The sequence below is a fragment of the Micromonospora sp. NBRC 110037 genome (genome assembly GCF_001652995.1).
In the GTDB taxonomy this organism is placed as follows: domain Bacteria; phylum Actinomycetota; class Actinomycetes; order Mycobacteriales; family Micromonosporaceae; genus Micromonospora; species Micromonospora chalcea.
Map to the genome: position 1 here is coordinate 296,966 of NZ_BBVA01000002.1, position 16,695 is coordinate 313,660.

A 16,695-nucleotide genomic window follows, 5' to 3' on the forward strand; every position below is an offset into this window, starting at 1 on the left:
ACCCGGAGCATCGTCCGGACGCAACCGCATCATCTTCGCGGCTGATGTTCGGAGTCGCGAGTGGTCCTAGGGTCACGGAACAATCCGTGGACCGTTCACGTACATCCGGTCATCCCCACCGGTCGTGCGTCGATCCACACCAGACCCAGCAGGGAGAAGACTTGAGGATCACCCTGTGGCGTCCGCCGCGCGACCGGCAACCCGCCCGGCGCGGACGGACCGCTGCCCTCCTCGTCGCCGCGCTGGCCGCGGCGACGCTTCCCGTTCTCGCGGCGCCCGCGCCCGCCTCCGCCGCACCCGGCGTCCACGGGCCGTGGCAGAAGGTGGACGGCAAGCCGGCGGCCACCAAGGCGGGCCGCCAGGCCGCGATCAAGGCCAAGCGGCTGACCGCGTACAAGCTGGACCGCGGCACCATGAAGGGCCTGCTGGACAAGGCGCCGGCCGAGAAGCGCGTCGCGGTGGCCCGGGTGGCGAAGCAGGTGGTGTCGCTGCCCGCTCCGGACGGCAGTTTCCAGCGCTTCGAGCTGGTCGACTCGCCGGTCATGGAGGCCGGTCTGGCCGCGAGGCACCCGGAGATCACCACGTACGCCGGCAAGGGCCTGGACGACCCGGCCGCGACCATCCGCGCGGACCTCACCCCGCTCGGGTTCCACGCCTCGGTCCGGTCGGCCAAGGGCAACTGGTACATCGACCCGTACTACCAGCGTGACCAGAGCCTGTACGCGAGCTACTTCGCCCGCGACCTGGAGCACCCGGAGGGCGAGTTCGTCGAGCGTGCGGACGTCACGCAGGAGGCGCACGCCCTGGCCGAGGAGATCGCCGAGGCGGAGGTCCCGGCCGGGCCGCTGGTGAAGCTGCGCACCTACCGGGTGGCGCTGGTGACCGACCCGTCGTACGCCACCTACTTCGGCGCGGAGAACGTCACCGCCGCGAAGGTGACGCTGATGAACCGGGTCACCCAGATCTACGAGGACGAGACGGCGATCCGGCTCGTGCTGATCAACGACACCGACAAGACCAACCTGAACACGCCGGCCCTGGCCACCGAGCCGAACGGCCCGTGCGGCGCGGCGGCATGCTTCACGCCGGCGCAGCTCACCTCCTGCGGCAGTGGCACGCTCAGCCGTAACCGGATCGTGCTCGGCCAGCTGGTAGGCGCGAGCAACTACGACGTGGGCCACGTCGGCCTGGGCGTCAACGGCGGCGGCGTGGCCAGCCTCGGCGTGATCGGCGGCAACGGCAAGGCGCAGGGCTGCACCGGCCTGCCGACACCGGTCGGCGACTTCTACGCGGTCGACTACGTCTCGCACGAGATGGGTCACCAGTTCGCCGGCAACCACACCTTCAACGGCACCCAGTACAACTGCTCGGGCGGCAACCGCAGCGCGGCCAACTCGTACGAGCCGGGCAGCGGTTCGTCGATCATGGCGTACGCGGGCATCTGCCAGCAGGACAACCTCCAGCCGCACAGCGACCCGTACTGGTCGCACCGCAGCTACACCGAGATCACCAACTACGTCACGTCGAACCGCCCGGCCATCAACGAGGTGCAGAACGTCTCGCTGTACGGGTTCGACGCCGACGGTGACTCGTTCACCATCAGCTACGCGGGCAGCGACTCGGCGCCGATCACGCGGGGCGTCAACTACACCACCGCGGGCATCAAGGCGGCCATCGAGGGCATCGCCGGCTGGCCGGCCGGCGCGACGGTCACCGTGGCCGCGTTCGGTGGCAGCGGCACGCTCAACGACAACGGCTTCCAGATGACCTTCGGCGGCACGCTGGCCACCACCAACGTGGCGTCGCTGGAGCTGACGAACGCCTCCGGCGCGTCCGGTTTCGTCGGTGAGACGGCCAAGGGCGGCGCCATCGACAACGGCGGCTGGCTGGTCGAGGAGACCACCAACCACGCCCCGGTGGTCACCGTCCCGGAGACCGTCACCATCCCGGTGCGTACGCCGTTCGCGCTGACCGGCAGCGCCACCGACGCCGACGGCGACACCGTCACGTACCTGTGGGAGCAGAACGACAGGGGCGCCACGACCGGCACCGCGCTGACGAACAACACGAAGGTCAACGGTCCGCTGTTCCGGGTGTTCGGCGAGGCGGCGATCGTGTCGCCGACGGACACGCTGAAGTACTACTCGCCGGGGCTGAACGCGGTCACCACCGACTCGACCCGGGTGTTCCCGGACATGCGGCAGATCCTGGCCGGCAACACCAACGCGGTCACCGGCGCCTGCCCGGCTGCCCCGGCGCCGCCGGCCACCGGTGGCGCGTCGAACGTGCCGGCCGAGCTGGTCGACTGCTACTCCGAGTTCCTGCCCACCCGCGACTGGGTCGGCATCGCGGGTGACCGGACCCTGCACTTCAAGCTCACCGCCCGGGACGGGCGGCTGGGTGGCGGCGGCGTCGGCAGCGGCGACGTCGCCGTGGTGCTGGCGCCGGACGCGGGTCCGTTCCTGGTGACCTCGCAGGGCGCCGCCGCCGTCCTGGACGGCGGCTCGACCCAGACCGTGACGTGGGACGTGGCCGGCACCGACGTGGCGCCGGTGAACGCCGCGCAGGTGAAGATCTCGCTGTCCGCCGACGGCGGGCTGACCTTCCCGTACGTGCTGGCGGAGCAGACCGCCAACACCGGCTCGGCGACGGTGACGCTGCCGAACGTGGCGACCGGGAAGGCCCGGATCAAGATCGAGGCGGTCGGGAACGTCTTCTTCGACGTCAACGACGCCGACTTCACGATCCGGTCCGCCCCGGCCGTCACCAGCACCGCCCCGGACGGCGTGAGCGTCCAGTACAGCGACGCGCTCTCGCCTGCCGTCACGGTCACCGCCACCGACGGCGACACCACGGGCGCGGACCTGACCGCCGCCGCCACCGGGCTGCCCGCCGGCCTGTCCCTGGCCGTCACGAGCACCTCCGCGGCCGACGCCCGGCCGGGCTCGCGTACCTGGACGGTCGCCGGCACCACCACGGCGGCCCCGGGTGCCTATCCGGTCACGGTGACCGTCTCCGACGGCTCCGGGCTGACCGGCAGCACCTCGTTCACCATCACGGTCACCGCCGAGGACGCGGCGGTCAGCTGGGCCGGTGACACGCTGGTGAACACCGCGACCGGCGGCGCCTCCGGCAAGGCCCTGCTGCGGGCCGTGCTCCGGGACAGCTCGGTGCTGCCCGGCGCGACGGACACCACAGCCGGTGACATCCGGACCGCCACCGTCACCTTCACGAAGGACGGCGTGACGCTCTGCGCCGCAGTGCCGGCCCTGCTGGGCACGGCCACCACGAGCGCGTCCGCGGCGTGCGAGGCCACGCTGCCGAAGGGCACGCACACCGTCACCGCGACAGTGGGCGGCAACTACACGGGCAGCACCACCGCGCAGGTCACAGTCGCCGTCTCCGACGGCGGGTTCCTCACCGGTGGCGGTCACCTGACCGCCACCCGCTCGGCGGGCACCTACCCGGCCGACGTGAACTCCACCGTCGAGGTGGAGCTGAACGCGAAGCCGGGCAAGGCGAACAAGCCCGCCACCGGCAAGGCCGAGATCGAGTTCCGCTCCGGCGGGAAGGCGTACACGATCAAGGCCGGCACCGTCGACGCGCTCGGCGTCACCTCGGCGGGCAAGGTCGCCCAGGTGCGCTACCAGGCCGCCCTGTACGACAACAAGGGCAAGCTGGTGGCCTCCGGCCTGACCCTGGCCGTCACGGTGACCGACCGGGGCGCCCCCGGCAGGAACGACACCGTCGGGGTCACGCTGTGGAAGGGCGGCGCGCTGCTGTTCTCGTCCGACTGGACGGGCGGCGGCACCGCCGAGGTCACGCTGAAGGGCGGCAACCTCACCGTCCACTGATCCACCCGGTAGACGCGGGAGGGCACCGGTCACGGTGTCCTCCCGCGCTGCGTTCCCGGGTCCGGCGATGCCGTACCGTCGGGCCATGAGCAGCCGACCCGCCGCCGGCGGCGGCCGGTGGGTCGAGGTCGACCCCGGCCGCGTCGCCCGCTGGGTCGAGGGTTTCACCGACCGGCACGGCCCGCCCACGACCACAGTCCAGGAGTACGGGCTCCTCCTCACCGCCCCGGACGACGCCACCGCCGAGCTGCACACCCCGCCCGGGGCGAGCGCGTCGGCGGACGTACCCGGATTCGTCGCCTCCGCCACCGCGGCCCGCCGGCTCGGTCTGCTGCTGGCCCGCAAGGGCGCTGTCGCGGTCGGCGTCGCCGACGGCGCCGACCTGGTGGTCTCCAAGGTGGACACCAGGTACGTGCAGGGGCGTACCGCGGCGGGCGGCTGGTCCCAGCAGCGGTTCGCCAGGCGGCGCGACAACCAGGCGAAGGCGGCCCTGGGCGACGCGGCCGAGCTGGCCGTACGCCTGCTGTTGCCGGAGGCCGGAACGCTGTCGACGCTGGTGTGCGGCGGCGACCGGCGCGCGGTGGACACGGTGCTGACCGACCGACGGCTGGCCCCGCTGGCGGCGCTGCGCGCGCCGCGCCTGCTCGACGTGCCGGAGCCCCGGCACGCGGTGCTGGTGGCCGCCGTCGCGGCCGCCCGGGCGGTCCACATCCTGGTCCGCTGAACAGGAAAGATCACCTCAAGACGGCGCAATCCCGCTCCTCGATGGTGCATCGAATCGACTCGATGCCTATCGTCGGTGTCACGAAGCGGCGGGTCTCCGGGCGACCCGCAGGGGCAGCTTCGCCTCCGCCATCACGCGCCGACATCGTTGGGAGACAACAACTTCATGAGCGGATATCAGGACGGCCGGCTGCGAGCCCGGTGGCGCCGTGCGACGAGACTCCTCGTCGCGGCGGCGGCAATGAGCGCCGGAAGCCTCGTGCTCACCGCCACACTCACCGCCGGTACGGCGAACGCGGGCCCGGCGCAGCGCGCCGCGCTCGCCGCGCCCACCGTCAGCAGCGTCACCGCGGGCGGCGCGCACACGTGCGCGATCAGCACCGACGGGGGACTGTGGTGCTGGGGCTCGAACTACGGCGGTCAGCTCGGCGACGGGACCACCACGAACCGCAGCGCCCCGACGCGGGTCGGCACCGCCACCTGGACCAACGTCGACGCCGGCTCCGGGCACACCTGCGCGGTCCGCACGGACGGGACGCTGTGGTGCTGGGGCTCGAACTTCCGGGGCCAGCTCGGCGACGGGAGCACCACCAGCCGCAGCGCCCCGGTGCAGGTCGGCACCGCGACCACCTGGGCCCGGGTCGACGCCGGCCCCCAGCACACCTGCGCGATACGCACCGACGGCACGCTCTGGTGCTGGGGCTTCAACCGGACCACCCAGCTGGGCGTCGGCGCCTCGCCGTACGTCGCGAACACCCCGCTGCAGGTCGGCACGGCCACCGACTGGGTGAGCGTCTCGACCGGCTACGGGCACACCTGCGGTATCCGGACCGGCGGCACGCTCTGGTGCTGGGGGGCCAGCTCGGACGGCCAGCTCGGGCTCGGCAACCTGACGCCGCAGACCGCGCCCGCGCAGGTCGGCACCGCGACCGGGTGGACCGGCGTCGCGGCCGGGTACGCGCACACCTGCGGGGTCCGCGCCGGCGGGCTGTGGTGCTGGGGTGAGAACGGATACGGCCAGCTCGGCGTGAGCGGCTCGTACCGGACCGCGCCGGTGCAGATCGGCACCGCCACCACGTGGAACCGGATCGCCGCGAGCAGCGACACGTCCTGCGCGTCGCGTACCGACGGCAGCCTGTGGTGCTGGGGCAAGAACTCGGCCGGCCAGGTGGGCGACGGCAGCACCACCCACCGGTCCGCGCCCGCGCAGGTCGGCACCGCCACCAGCTGGACCGGCGGGCTCGCGGTCACCGACCACGGCTGCGCGATCCGTACCGACGCCGGCCTGTGGTGCTGGGGCGACAACAGCGGAGGCCAGCTCGGTGACGGGACGACTGTCAACCGGTCCACTCCGGCTCAGGTGACACTGCCGGCCTGACCGGCCCCGGAAACGACATCGGCCCGCACCGCCGTCCGTGGCGGTGCGGGCCGATGCGCCGAGCGGGGATCAGGTCCCGGCGCCGAAGGTGTCGCAGGACTTCGGGTCACCGGTGGTGAAGCCCTTGGTGAACCACTGCTTGCGCTGCTCCGAGCTGCCGTGGGTGAACTCGTCCGGGTTCACCGGGCGGCCGGAACGCTCCTGGATCGCGTCGTCGCCGATCTTCTCGGCGGCGTCGATGGCCTGGGAGATGTCCTCCTCGGTGATGCTCTTGAAGATCTTCTGCCCGCGGTCGTCGGCGGTGCCGGTGGCGTTCTTCGCCCACGCGCCGGCGTAGCAGTCGGCCTGCAGCTCCAGCTTCACCGACAGCGCGTTCGCGCTCTGCGGGTCACGCTCCTGCTGGCGGCGCATCTGCGCCTCGGTGCCGAGCAGGTCCTGCACGTGGTGGCCGTACTCGTGGGCCAGCACGTACGGCTGGGCGAACTCGCCCTTGGCGCCGAGCTGGTCGGCCAGCAGCCGGTAGAACGTGAGGTCGATGTAGACCTGGTCGTCGGCCGGGCAGTAGAACGGGCCCACGCCGGAGTCGGCGGCGCCGCAGGCGGTGCTGACGTTCTGGCTGAAGAACACCGTCTTCGACGGCTTGTACTGCTCGCCGAACGCCTCCGGCATCGCGGTACGCCAGTACGCCTGGATCGAGTTGACGTAGAGGGTGTTGCGGCAGTCGAGCTGCTCCAGCGCGTCCTGCGCCGAGCACTTCTGCTCCAGCGAGGTGTTGTCGCCCTGCTCGGAGCCGCCGCCGTTGGTGGCGGCGTTGAGGCCGAAGCCGCCGCCCACCAGGGCGACGAGCACGGCGATGATGATGCCCACGATCCCGCCCCGGCCGCCGCCGATCGGGATCGGAATGCCCATCCCGCCGCCTCCGCCGGACCCTCGCCGGTCGTCCACCTGGCTGGTGTCGACCCGCGCGTTCTCGTTCAGCTCCATGTTGACCCCGATCACCGATGTGTCCGTTTGTGATGGTTGCGGTACCGGACCGGGTCCGGACGGCGGATTTCGTACCCGATGATCTTGCACGGTAATCCGGCGGAGGGGGCCCGCGGGGACCGGTACACTTGCCCCCGTGCTGCGCTGCGAAGGCTGAACCGCCCCGCGCCGACGGGAAAACACCACCCGCCGGCGCTTTCGCGTGCCCTGAGTCAGCCCTTCCGGACCCGAGAGCGAGTACTCCGAGATGATCACTGCCACCGGCCTGGAACTGCGCGCCGGTTCCCGGATCCTGCTGTCCGACACCACCCTGCGGGTGCAGCCGGGGGACCGGATCGGCCTGGTCGGGCGCAACGGCGCCGGCAAGACCACCACGCTCAAGGTGCTCGCCGGCGAGGGACAGCCGTACGGCGGCCAGATCGACCGGCGCAGCGCCATCGGCTACCTGCCGCAGGACCCGCGCACCGGCGACCTGGACGTCACCGGACGGGACCGGGTGCTCTCCGCCCGCGGTCTGGACGTGCTCATGGCGCAGATGAAGGAGCTGGAGAACAAGCTCGCCGAAGGCGCCGACGACGAGCGGCTGGTCCGCCGCTACGGCGCGCTGGAGGACCAGTTCGCCTCGCTCGGCGGCTACGCGGCCGAAGCCGAGGCCGCCCGCATCTGCGCCAACCTCGGCCTGCCCGACCGCGCCCTGGCGCAGACCATCGGCACGCTCTCCGGCGGTCAGCGCCGCCGCATCGAGCTGGCCCGGATCCTGTTCCGCGACGCCGGCGAGAACGGCGGCGGCATCCTGCTGCTCGACGAGCCCACGAACCACCTCGACGCCGACTCGATCACCTGGCTGCGCGGCTTCCTCGCCAACCACAAGGGCGGCCTGATCGTGATCTCCCACGACGCCTCGCTGCTGGAGGCGGTGGTCAACAAGGTCTGGTTCCTGGACGCCACCCGGTCCGTGGTCGACACGTACAACCTGGGCTGGAAGGCGTACCTGGAGGCGCGGGAGACCGACGAGCGGCGCCGCCGCCGGGAGCGCGCAAACGCCGAGAAGAAGGCCGGCGCGCTGATGGCGCAGGCGGACAAGATGCGGGCCAAGGCCACCAAGACCGTCGCCGCCCAGAACATGGCCCGGCGCGCCGAGCGCCTGCTCTCCGGCCTGGACGAGGTCCGCGTCGCGGACAAGGTCGCCAAGGTACGGTTCCCGAGCCCCGCCCCGTGCGGCAAGACGCCGCTGACCGCCACCGGCCTGTCCAAGTCGTACGGGTCGCTGGAGATCTTCACCGACGTCAACGTGGCGGTGGACCGGGGTTCCCGGGTGGCCATCCTCGGCCTCAACGGCGCCGGCAAGACCACGCTGCTGCGGATGCTCGGCGGGCTGCTGGAGCCGGACACCGGCGAGGTACGCCCCGGGCACGGGCTGCGGCTGGGCTACTACGCCCAGGAGCACGAGACGCTCGACGTGGACCGGACGATCCTGGAGCACATGCGCAGCGCCGCGTCCGACCAGACCGACACCGACCTGCGCAAGATCCTCGGCGCGTTCCTCTTCTCCGGCGAGGACGTGGACAAGCCGGCCGGCGTGCTCTCCGGCGGCGAGAAGACCCGGCTGGCGCTGGCCACGCTGGTCTGCTCCGGCGCCAACGTGCTGCTGCTGGACGAGCCGACGAACAACCTCGACCCGGTCAGTCGTGAGCAGGTGCTCGACGCGATCGCCCGCTACCCGGGCGCGATCGTGCTGGTCACGCACGACCCGGGCGCGGTCAGCGCGCTCAAGCCGGACCGCGCCATCCTGCTGCCCGACGGCGACGAGGACGCCTGGTCCGACGACCTGCTGGAGCTGGTCGAGCTGGCCTGACCCGCCCTCTTTTCCCCGTGGGCCGGGTCGGGGCGGGTCGGGTCGGTCAGGTCAGGAGATCGGCCAGGTGGGGGAGGACGCCGGAGGTGAGCAGGATGGTCGCGCCGATGACTATGAAGATCACCGGCACCAGCCAGTGGCCGGCGCGGCCGACCAGGGCCACCACCCGGGGGTGCCCGCCGAGCGCGGCGGCGACCGCGCACCACACGGCCACCAGTAGCGCGAACACCAGCAGCCAGACCAGGCCGGTGGCCGGGTCGAGGGAGCGGAACACCGGCACGTAGACGGCGATGTTGTCGGCTCCGTTCGCCACGGTCACCCCGGCGACGCCGAGCAGGCTGCCGACCACCGCCGGCGGCTCGTCGTCGTCGCCACGGGACATCAGCGCGCGTACGCCGAGCGCGACCGGCAGCAGGCCGAGCAGGCCGGGCCACGGGTCCGGCATCACGAGCAGCCCGGCGGCGGCCACCACCGCGACCGCGACGAGCGCGCCGATGCCCGCGTACTGGCCGGCGACGATCTGCCAGGGCCGGGGGCGTCCGGTGTGCCGGAGGGCCACGAACAGCACCGTGAGCACGACGATGTCGTCGAGATTGGTGGCGGCGAAGACACCGGCGGCACCCGCCGCGGCCGTGATCACGTCAATCACCCCGCGCACGATACGGCCCGCCGCGCCGGCCATCGCATGATCCACACCAGTTCGCCGAAGTGGAGGTGTCCGGAGCGCGGTGACGCAGCCACTTCGGGGAGGTGGTGTCGATCATGGGGGAGGATGCGCTCGTCCGGCGGGGCGGTACGGATCAGCCGGTCGGAAGGATCACTCTATCGGGAAGCTGACATTGCGTAGCGTGTCGGTTGGCGAATAGTTGATATCTGGCGCATGATCGTCCGAGGCGGTCTAATAGGTGGGACCGTATCCGAACCGCACAGTCTGGGACGTGAGGGATCAGCATGGCAGCCACCGGCACAGCCACCAGCACTGAGAAGGGTCGCCGGATCGTCGGGGCCGAGCGTCAGACGCTCGCCAAAGACCTGGTAAAGCGGTACACCGGGGGTGAGAGCATCCGTGCTCTGGCGGCCTCTACCGGCCGTTCCTACGGGTTCATCCACCGTGTGCTCACCGAATCCGGCGTGCAGCTGCGGCAGCGCGGCGGCGCCCGGCGCCGGAAGAAGGCGTGACCCGCCGCCCAGCGTCGTCCATCAGCGCAGTGTTCCGGGGCGTCCGGTGACCGCCGAGACGACTGGAGTGCGCTTCGACTGCGACGGGCCGGTTGCGACGGTGACGTTGTGCCGGCCCGACGTGCTCAACGCCCAGACCCCGGCGATGTGGCGGGCGATGAGCGACTTCTCCCGCGACCTGCCCGGCGACGTCCGCGTCGTCGTCGTACGCGGCGAGGGGCGCGCCTTCTCCGCGGGCCTGGACCTGGCGGTCGCCGGTGCGACCGGGCCGGGCTCCTTCGCCGAGCTGGCCGCGCTCCCGGAGGCGGAGTGCGCCGACCGGATCGCCGAGTACCAGGGCGGCTTCACCTGGCTGCACCGGCCGGACGTGGTGTCGATCGCCGCGGTGCAGGGCCACGCCATCGGCGCCGGCTTCCAGCTCGCGCTCGCCTGCGACATGCGTGTGCTCGCCGCCGACGCCAGGCTCTCGATGGCCGAGGTGACACTCGGCCTGGTGCCCGATCTGGCCGGCACGCGCCGCCTGGTCGAGCTGGTCGGCTATTCGCGCGCCCTGGAGATCTGCGCCACCGGCCGCCGGATGGACGCCACCGAGGCGGACCGGATCGGCCTGGCCACGCTCGTGGTGCCGAACGACGAGCTGGACGCCGCGGTGCGTGACCTGTCGGCCGGGCTCCTCGCCAACAACCGGGACGCGATCGTCGAGATCAAGGCGCTCCTGGCGGGTGCGGCCGACCGTACGCACGCCGAGCAGCAGCGCGCCGAGCGGGAGGCGCAGACCCGGCGTATCCGGGACCTGGCCGGCCAGGGCGAGTAACCGGCCCGGAGCGCGATTTCGTAAGGACCGTTCGGGAAGATCTGAGTTACTCGCGAGGTTGTCACAGGCGTCTGGAGAATGGACTCCGACGATTCATGCTGCCTGACGACCTGGAGGTGACGAGTGTCCCACCCGATGGCCGGCGGCGGCATGGGCGGCTGGAGCATGCTCCGGTCGCTGCGCAACCGGGACGAGGTCTCCGCCCACGAGCTCAAGCGCGGCACGGCCCGGCGGATCGTCGCGTTCGCCCGGCCCTACCGGCGTGACATCGTCGTCTTCCTGATCACCGTGATCATCGCCGCGGTGATCGGCGTGGCCACGCCGCTGCTCGCCGGCGACGTCATCGACGCGATCGCCGGCGGCGGTCCGGACGCCCGCACGACTGTGGTCCGGCTCGCCCTGATCATCGCCGCGCTCGCCGTGGCCGATGCCCTGTTCTCCCTGGTCCAGCGGTGGTATTCGGCCCGCATCGGCGAGGGCATCATCCTCGACCTGCGCACCCGGGTCTACGACCACGTCCAGCGGATGCCGCTGCAGTTCTTCACCCGCACGCAGACCGGCGCGCTGGTGAGCCGGCTCAACAACGACGTGCTCGGCGCGCAGCGGGCGTTCACCTCGACGCTGTCCGGAGTGGTCAGCAACGTCATCCAGCTCGTGCTCACCGCCGGCGCGATGCTCGTGCTGTCCTGGCAGATCACCGTGCTGGCGTTGGTGCTGCTGCCGATCTTCATCATCCCGGCCCGCCGGGTGGGCCGGCGCCTGGCCGAGATCACCCGCGAGTCGTACAACCTCGACGCGAAGATGAACGCGACCATGACCGAGCGGTTCGGCGTGGCCGGAGCGCTGCTGGTCAAGCTGTTCGGCGCGCCGGAGGTCGAGGCCGACCGGTTTGCCCGCCGGGCCGAGCGGGTGCGCGACATCGGCATCCAGTCCGCGATGTACTCGCGGACGTTCTTCGTGGCGATGCTGCTCGTCGCGTCGCTGGCCCAGGCGCTCACCTACGGGGTGGGCGGCTGGCTGGCGGTCACCGGTGCGGTCAGCGCCGGCACCGTCGTCAAGCTGGCGCTGCTGCTGACCCGCCTCTACGGCCCGCTCACCGCACTCTCCAACGTCCGGGTCGACGTGATGAGCGCGCTCGTGTCGTTCGACCGCGTCTTCGAGGTGCTCGACCTGCGTCCGGGCATCGCGGAGAAGCCCGACGCGGTGCCGGTGCCGCGCGGCAGCGGCCGGGTCGAGTTCCGCGACGTGCGCTTCCGCTACCCGAGCGCCGCCGAGGTGTCGCTCGCGTCGCTGGAAGAGGTCTCGACCCTCGACCGTACGGTGAACGAGCCGGTGCTCAAGGGCGTCTCGTTCGCCGTCGAGCCCGGGCAGATGGTGGCCCTGGTCGGCCCCTCCGGCGCCGGCAAGTCGACGCTGTCCATGCTGATCTCCCGGATCTACGACGTCAGCGAGGGCCAGGTGCTGGTCGGCGGCGTCGACGTGCGGGACGCGACGCTCGCCTCGCTGCGCGACGAGATCGGCGTGGTCACCCAGGACTCGCATCTGTTCCACGAGACCATCCGCGAGAACCTGCGGTACGCCAAGCCCGACGCCACCGACGACGAGATCTGGGCCGCCCTGGCCGGCGCGCAGGTGGCCGACCTGGTCCGGGCGCTGCCGGACGGGCTCGACACGACGGTCGGCGAGCGCGGCTACCGCTTCTCCGGCGGCGAGAAGCAGCGCATCGCCATCGCCCGGTTGCTGCTCAAGGCCCCGTCGATAGTGATCCTGGACGAGGCCACCGCCCACCTGGACTCGGAGAGCGAGGCAGCGGTGCAGCGGGCGCTGTCGGTGGCGCTGACCGGCCGTACCGCGCTGGTGATCGCGCACCGGCTCTCGACGGTGCGCGACGCGGACCAGATCCTCGTGCTCGACGAGGGGCGGATCGTGGAGCGCGGCCGGCACGACGAGCTGGTGGCCGTCGGCGGCCTGTACGCCGAGCTGTACCGCACCCAGTTCGCGGTCACCGACTCGCCCGCGCCTCATGCCGAGGCGGAGCAGCCGGAGCCGGTGGTGACCACTGTGCCGATGGGCACCTACGTCGCCCACGAGGCCATGCCTCCGGCGGCAGCCAACTAGCGGCCCGCGAGGCCTCAATCCCGGCGCCGACGGGCGTGGATCGGCGCCGACCGGGTGGACGGGCACCCAGCGGCCGGGCCGTGGCGACCCGGACGGCCGCAGCCCTAGCTCGCGGCGACCGGGGCTCTAACCCGCGGCGACCGCGGCACGCAGCTCGGCGAACGCGGCGCCGAGCGTCTCCGGGGTGAAGTGGGCGTTCAGGCCGCTCGGGTTGGGCAGCACCCACAGCCGGGCCGGCCCGAGCGTCTCGGGCTGCGGCCCGAAGCCGGCCTTCGGCCGGGTGAACCCGATCCGGTACGCGGTCACGCCGACCACCGCCACCCAGCGCGGCCGGTACCGCTCGACCTTCGCGGTGAGCGTCGCCGCGCCGTCGACCAGTTCGGCGGCGGTCAGCTCGTCGGCGCGGGCACTGGCGCGGGCCACCATGTTGGTGATCCCGAGGCCGAGTGCGGGCAGCAGGTCCTGCTCGCTGGGGTGCAGCAGACGCGGGGTGAACCCGCCCCGGTGCAGGGCGGGCCAGAACCGGTTGCCCGGACGGGCGAAGTGCCAGCCGGTCGCCGCCGACCACAGACCGGGGTTGATGCCGACGAAGAGCACGTCCAGGCCGGGCGCGATGACGTCCGGCAGCAGCCGGTCGGCCGCCGCCGCGAGCTGCTCGCGGCTGGGGCGTGGGTGCCGCCGGGCGGGCGTGCCCGGCCCCGGGGCCGCCTCGGGCCGCCCACCGCCCGGGCGCCGTCGGTCGCTCACCGGCCCACCGCCCCGGGCGCCCGGCCCACCACAGCGGCCACTGTCACAGCCCGCGCAGCGCGCCGCCGTCGACCGGGACGGTCACCCCGGTGACGTACCCGGCGGCGGGGGAGAGCAGGAACGCCGCCACCCGGCCGAACTCCGCCGGGTCGCCGATTCGCCCGAGCGGGATCGCCGCCTCCGCCTGGGCGCGGGCGCGCTCGGGATCGCCGGAGCCGGCCAGCAGCTCCCGGTTGCGGTCGGTCATGATCCGCCCGGGTAGCAGGCTGACCACGCGGACGCCGCGCGGGCCGAACTCGTCGGCCATGTCCTTGGCCACGCCGGCCAGGCCCGGTCGCAGCCCGTTGGAGATGCCGAGGCCGGCCAGCGGTCCGCGTACCGAGGTGGACAGCACCAGCCCGATCGCGCCGCCGTCGGTGAGCGCGCCGGCCACCGTGCGGGCGAGCCGGACGCTGCCCAGGAAGACGGTCTCGAACGACTCGCGCCACTGCTCGTCGGTGACGGTGGCGGCGGTGCCGGGCGGCGGGCCGCCGACCGAGATCAGCGCGCCGTCGAGGCGGCCGAAGTGTTCGCGGGCGGCGGCGACGAGCCGGTCCGGGGTGGCGGGGTCGGCGAGGTCGGCGGTCAGCCCGATCGCCCGCTGCGGGTCGCCGAGCGCCTCGATCGCGGCGGCCACCCGTTCCGGGGTACGCGCGGAGATGACCACCCGGGCGCCGTCGGCGACGAGTTGTTCGGCGGTGGCGAAGCCGAGGCCGCCGGAGGCGCCGGTCAGCACGTACACCCGGTCGGCGAGTCCGAGATCCATACGCCCGATCCTGCCGTACCCGGGGGCGCGTGTCAGCGCGGGGCGGGCCGCAGCAGGCGTACCCGGCCGGCGAACTGGGCCGCGACGGCGCCGCCGGCCCGGGCGACGGCCGGCATCCGGCGGGGCCGGGGCGGGCGGTGGCCGTCGTAGCGGCTCGCGGCCTCGCGTGCGGCCAGCTCCTCCGCGCCCAGCGGCGGCAGCGTGCCCCGGTCGCGCAGCTCGCGGGCCAGGTCCCAGCCGTCGCGCAGGGAGCCGTTCGAGGGGCGTCCGTCCGCCCACGTGGTGAACGTCGCCGGCCAGTGCGCGCCGAGGCCGGCGGCGAGCAGCGGCCAGTGCCGGGCCACGTCCGCGGCCCGCTTGCGCAGCAGCGCCCGGCGGGCCGCCTCGACCGGGGCCGGTGCGAAGCCGGGCGGCAGCGGTCCACCGGCGACGAGCGCGGCGACCAGCTCGGCCTGCCGGGCCGCCAGGTCGCCGCTCACGTGACCGCCGGGTGGCCGGAGGCGGCGGCGAGCGCGTCCAGCTCCGCGCGCAGCTCGGCGGCGGGCGGGTAGTGCCCGTCGCGTTCCAGCAGCAACGCGGGCGGCCGGCGCCGCCGGCACAGCTCGCGGACCAGGTCCAGCACGGCGGCGGGCACCGGGTCGGTGTGCGTGTCGTGGTAGAAGCCGCCGTGTTCGGCGCCGCCCGCGACGTGCGCGTAGGCGATGCGTTCCAGCGGCAGCCGGTCCAGCAGCGCGGTCGGCTCGCCGCCCCGGTTGCGGGCGTTGGCGTGCACGTTCGCGACGTCGAGCAGCAGCAGCGCGCCGGTGGCGTCGAGGATCTCGGTGAGGAAGTCCGCCTCGTCCAGCTCGTCGTCGGGCCAGTCGAAGAGCGCGGCGATCGGCTCCAGGGCCAGCGGCACCGGCAGCTCCGCCTGCGTCCGCCGCACGTTCGCCACCACCGCGGCGACCGCCTCGCGGCTGCGCGGCAGCGGCAGCAGGTGACCGGCCTCCAGACCGCCGGCCCGCACGAACGCGATGTGCTCACTCACCAGCGGCGCGTCCAGGGCCGCGGCCACCGCGGCCAGGTGCGCCACCCGGGCCGGATCGACCGGTTCCGCGCCGCCGAGGGACAGCCGCACCCCGTGGGGTACGACATCGACGCCGCGTCCGCGCAGCTCGGCGAGCCCGTCCGGGAGCGGCCCGGCCGGTGCGACCGCCTCCGCGACCACCTCGACGAAGCGCAGCCCCGGCAGCCCGGCCACGAAACGGGCGATCTCGGGACGCCAGCCGATGCCGACGCCGGACGGGCCGCTCATCCGCCGCACCCGCCTCCGCCGCAGCCACCGCCTCCGCCGCAGGAGCTGCCACCGCCGCACGTGGAGGCGCCGCCTCCACAGGAGGTGCCGGAGCTCGCGCCGCCGACGTTGCCCATCGCCTGCCGCTGGATCTCGGCCTGCTCGGCGAAGCCCGGATCCATGGTCCAGAGCGTGGCGGTGCCGAACAGCGCCACGCCCAGCGCCACGTCCGTCGCGCCGTACGTGGCGTACGCGGGGGAGGCGGCCGGTCGCAGCCAGGCGTGCCGGCGGCGCATGTCGTTCAGCGCGGCGGTGGCCGCCCGGGTACGCCAGGGCACGCGGTTGAGCAGCACAAACGCGAGGCCGAGCGGGAACAGGCTGAGCAGCAGCCAGCCGGTGGGCCGGTCGTTGAGCAGGCCGGAGATCGCACGCACGACGCCAATTGCCAGCAGGAAGCCGATCAGCAGCGCGCCGCGCCGCAGCGTCCGGCGCCGCTCCTGGTCCAGGGCCAGGCCCCGGCGTACCAGGCCGTCGCGCAGCTCGTCGAGCGCGCGCCGCACCCACTCGTCGGCGGCCAGGTCCCGGGTCCGCAGGCCGCGGCTCGCCGCGTGGTGGACCGCCTGGTCCAGCGGGGTGGCCCCGGCCGGCAGCGGACCGCCGGTGGTGAGCCGCCGGTCGGGTCGTACGCCGACCGCGCCCGCGTGGCGCAGCGCGCCGAGCGTGGCCCAGACGGCGAGCTGGTCGCCGCCGTTGAGGTAGGCGACCTGCTGCGGACCCAGCGCGCCGTGATCGGTCACCGGCGTGCCGGCCAGCATCCGACGCCGGTACACGATCGCGCCGATGACCAGGACTACGGCGAGCAGGAGGTACCAGCGCAGGAATACGGGGCCGGGGATGCCCCAGGTGTCGGAGGGGGTCATCGTCTGCTCCTGTCGCGAGGAGGGGTCGCGGCTCATTGTGGAGCA

General features: G+C 73.3%; 14 protein-coding genes. 7 read left to right on the forward strand and 7 right to left on the reverse strand.

The window, feature by feature from the left end; genetic code table 11:
* Positions 1-161 precede the first annotated feature (161 nt).
* The 3 genes from A4R25_RS01375 (at position 162) to A4R25_RS01385 (ending at position 5,955) form a co-directional block, all read left to right on the forward strand.
* Positions 162-3,854, forward strand: coding sequence for a M12 family metallo-peptidase (locus A4R25_RS01375; RefSeq protein WP_231915396.1), 3,693 nt, complete (start codon positions 162-164; stop codon positions 3,852-3,854).
* An 85-nt stretch (positions 3,855-3,939) separates the two neighbouring features.
* Positions 3,940-4,578 carry an acVLRF1 family peptidyl-tRNA hydrolase gene (locus tag A4R25_RS01380; protein ID WP_064445310.1) on the forward strand — a complete coding sequence of 213 codons (639 nt, stop codon included), beginning with the start codon at positions 3,940-3,942 and terminating at the stop codon, positions 4,576-4,578.
* 165 nt (positions 4,579-4,743) lie between these two features.
* Positions 4,744-5,955: a hypothetical protein gene (locus A4R25_RS01385; RefSeq protein WP_064445311.1), complete on the forward strand. Its 1,212-nt coding sequence runs from the start codon at positions 4,744-4,746 to the stop codon at positions 5,953-5,955.
* Between the two features lie 69 nt (positions 5,956-6,024).
* Here the strand turns inward: A4R25_RS01385 and A4R25_RS01390 are convergent, their stop codons facing one another.
* A complete protein-coding gene (locus tag A4R25_RS01390; RefSeq protein WP_064446425.1) occupies positions 6,025-6,939 on the reverse strand; it encodes a neutral zinc metallopeptidase in 915 nt (304 codons plus the stop codon).
* A gap of 247 nt (positions 6,940-7,186) precedes the next feature.
* Here A4R25_RS01390 and A4R25_RS01395 point away from each other — a divergent pair, with 247 nt between their 5' ends.
* Positions 7,187-8,794, forward strand: coding sequence for an ABC-F family ATP-binding cassette domain-containing protein (locus A4R25_RS01395; RefSeq protein WP_064445312.1), 1,608 nt, complete (start codon positions 7,187-7,189; stop codon positions 8,792-8,794).
* A gap of 46 nt (positions 8,795-8,840) precedes the next feature.
* Here A4R25_RS01395 and A4R25_RS01400 read toward each other — a convergent pair whose 3' ends face one another.
* Positions 8,841-9,443, reverse strand: coding sequence for a cadmium resistance transporter (locus A4R25_RS01400; RefSeq protein WP_231915397.1), 603 nt, complete (start codon positions 9,441-9,443; stop codon positions 8,841-8,843).
* A gap of 302 nt (positions 9,444-9,745) precedes the next feature.
* Here A4R25_RS01400 and A4R25_RS01405 point away from each other — a divergent pair, with 302 nt between their 5' ends.
* The 3 genes from A4R25_RS01405 to A4R25_RS01415 all read left to right on the forward strand — a co-directional run bounded on the left by A4R25_RS01405 (position 9,746) and on the right by A4R25_RS01415 (position 12,905).
* A complete protein-coding gene (locus A4R25_RS01405) occupies positions 9,746-9,973 on the forward strand; it encodes a helix-turn-helix domain-containing protein (RefSeq protein WP_007072022.1) in 228 nt (75 codons plus the stop codon).
* 46 nt (positions 9,974-10,019) lie between these two features.
* Positions 10,020-10,787 (forward strand): enoyl-CoA hydratase/isomerase family protein, encoded by a 768-nt coding sequence (locus tag A4R25_RS01410; protein WP_064445313.1) that lies wholly within the window; start codon positions 10,020-10,022, stop codon positions 10,785-10,787.
* 135 nt (positions 10,788-10,922) lie between these two features.
* Positions 10,923-12,905 carry an ABC transporter ATP-binding protein gene (locus tag A4R25_RS01415; protein WP_064445314.1) on the forward strand — a complete coding sequence of 661 codons (1,983 nt, stop codon included), beginning with the start codon at positions 10,923-10,925 and terminating at the stop codon, positions 12,903-12,905.
* Between the two features lie 126 nt (positions 12,906-13,031).
* Here the strand turns inward: A4R25_RS01415 and mug are convergent, their stop codons facing one another.
* From mug to A4R25_RS01440, 5 genes are read right to left on the reverse strand one after another with little or no spacing between them, the layout of a single operon-like run.
* The gene (gene mug, locus A4R25_RS01420; RefSeq protein ID WP_064445315.1) at positions 13,032-13,652 is read right to left on the reverse strand and encodes a G/U mismatch-specific DNA glycosylase; all 621 of its coding nucleotides are present in this window, start codon (positions 13,650-13,652) and stop codon (positions 13,032-13,034) included.
* 43 nt (positions 13,653-13,695) lie between these two features.
* Positions 13,696-14,457, reverse strand: a complete 762-nt coding sequence (locus A4R25_RS01425; protein WP_064445316.1) for an SDR family oxidoreductase — start codon at positions 14,455-14,457, stop codon at positions 13,696-13,698.
* A gap of 32 nt (positions 14,458-14,489) precedes the next feature.
* Positions 14,490-14,936, reverse strand: a complete 447-nt coding sequence (locus tag A4R25_RS01430; RefSeq protein WP_064445317.1) for a hypothetical protein — start codon at positions 14,934-14,936, stop codon at positions 14,490-14,492.
* Positions 14,933-15,751 (reverse strand): DUF692 domain-containing protein, encoded by an 819-nt coding sequence (locus tag A4R25_RS01435; RefSeq protein WP_064446427.1) that lies wholly within the window; start codon positions 15,749-15,751, stop codon positions 14,933-14,935. The genes A4R25_RS01430 and A4R25_RS01435 overlap by 4 nt, the downstream gene beginning before the upstream one ends.
* On the reverse strand, positions 15,748-16,650 hold the full coding sequence (locus tag A4R25_RS01440; RefSeq protein ID WP_064445318.1) for a TIGR04222 domain-containing membrane protein: 903 nt from the start codon (positions 16,648-16,650) through the stop codon (positions 15,748-15,750). Before A4R25_RS01440 ends, A4R25_RS01435 begins: the two co-directional genes overlap by 4 nt.
* Positions 16,651-16,695: the final 45 nt, after the last annotated feature.

Bases quoted from the DNA above. Each gene is read 5' to 3' on its own strand.
- A4R25_RS01395 (WP_064445312.1), top strand. From the start codon at position 7,187: ATGATCACTGCCACCGGCCTGGAACTGCGCGCCGGTTCCCGGATCCTG.
- A4R25_RS01415 (WP_064445314.1), top strand. From the start codon at position 10,923: ATGGCCGGCGGCGGCATGGGCGGCTGGAGCATGCTCCGGTCGCTGCGC.
- A4R25_RS01390 (WP_064446425.1), bottom strand. From the start codon at position 6,939: ATGGAGCTGAACGAGAACGCGCGGGTCGACACCAGCCAGGTGGACGAC.
- A4R25_RS01425 (WP_064445316.1), bottom strand. From the start codon at position 14,457: ATGGATCTCGGACTCGCCGACCGGGTGTACGTGCTGACCGGCGCCTCC.
- A4R25_RS01440 (WP_064445318.1), bottom strand. From the start codon at position 16,650: ATGACCCCCTCCGACACCTGGGGCATCCCCGGCCCCGTATTCCTGCGC.
- A4R25_RS01435 (WP_064446427.1), bottom strand. From the start codon at position 15,751: ATGAGCGGCCCGTCCGGCGTCGGCATCGGCTGGCGTCCCGAGATCGCC.
- A4R25_RS01405 (WP_007072022.1), top strand. From the start codon at position 9,746: ATGGCAGCCACCGGCACAGCCACCAGCACTGAGAAGGGTCGCCGGATC.
- A4R25_RS01385 (WP_064445311.1), top strand. From the start codon at position 4,744: ATGAGCGGATATCAGGACGGCCGGCTGCGAGCCCGGTGGCGCCGTGCG.
- A4R25_RS01380 (WP_064445310.1), top strand. From the start codon at position 3,940: ATGAGCAGCCGACCCGCCGCCGGCGGCGGCCGGTGGGTCGAGGTCGAC.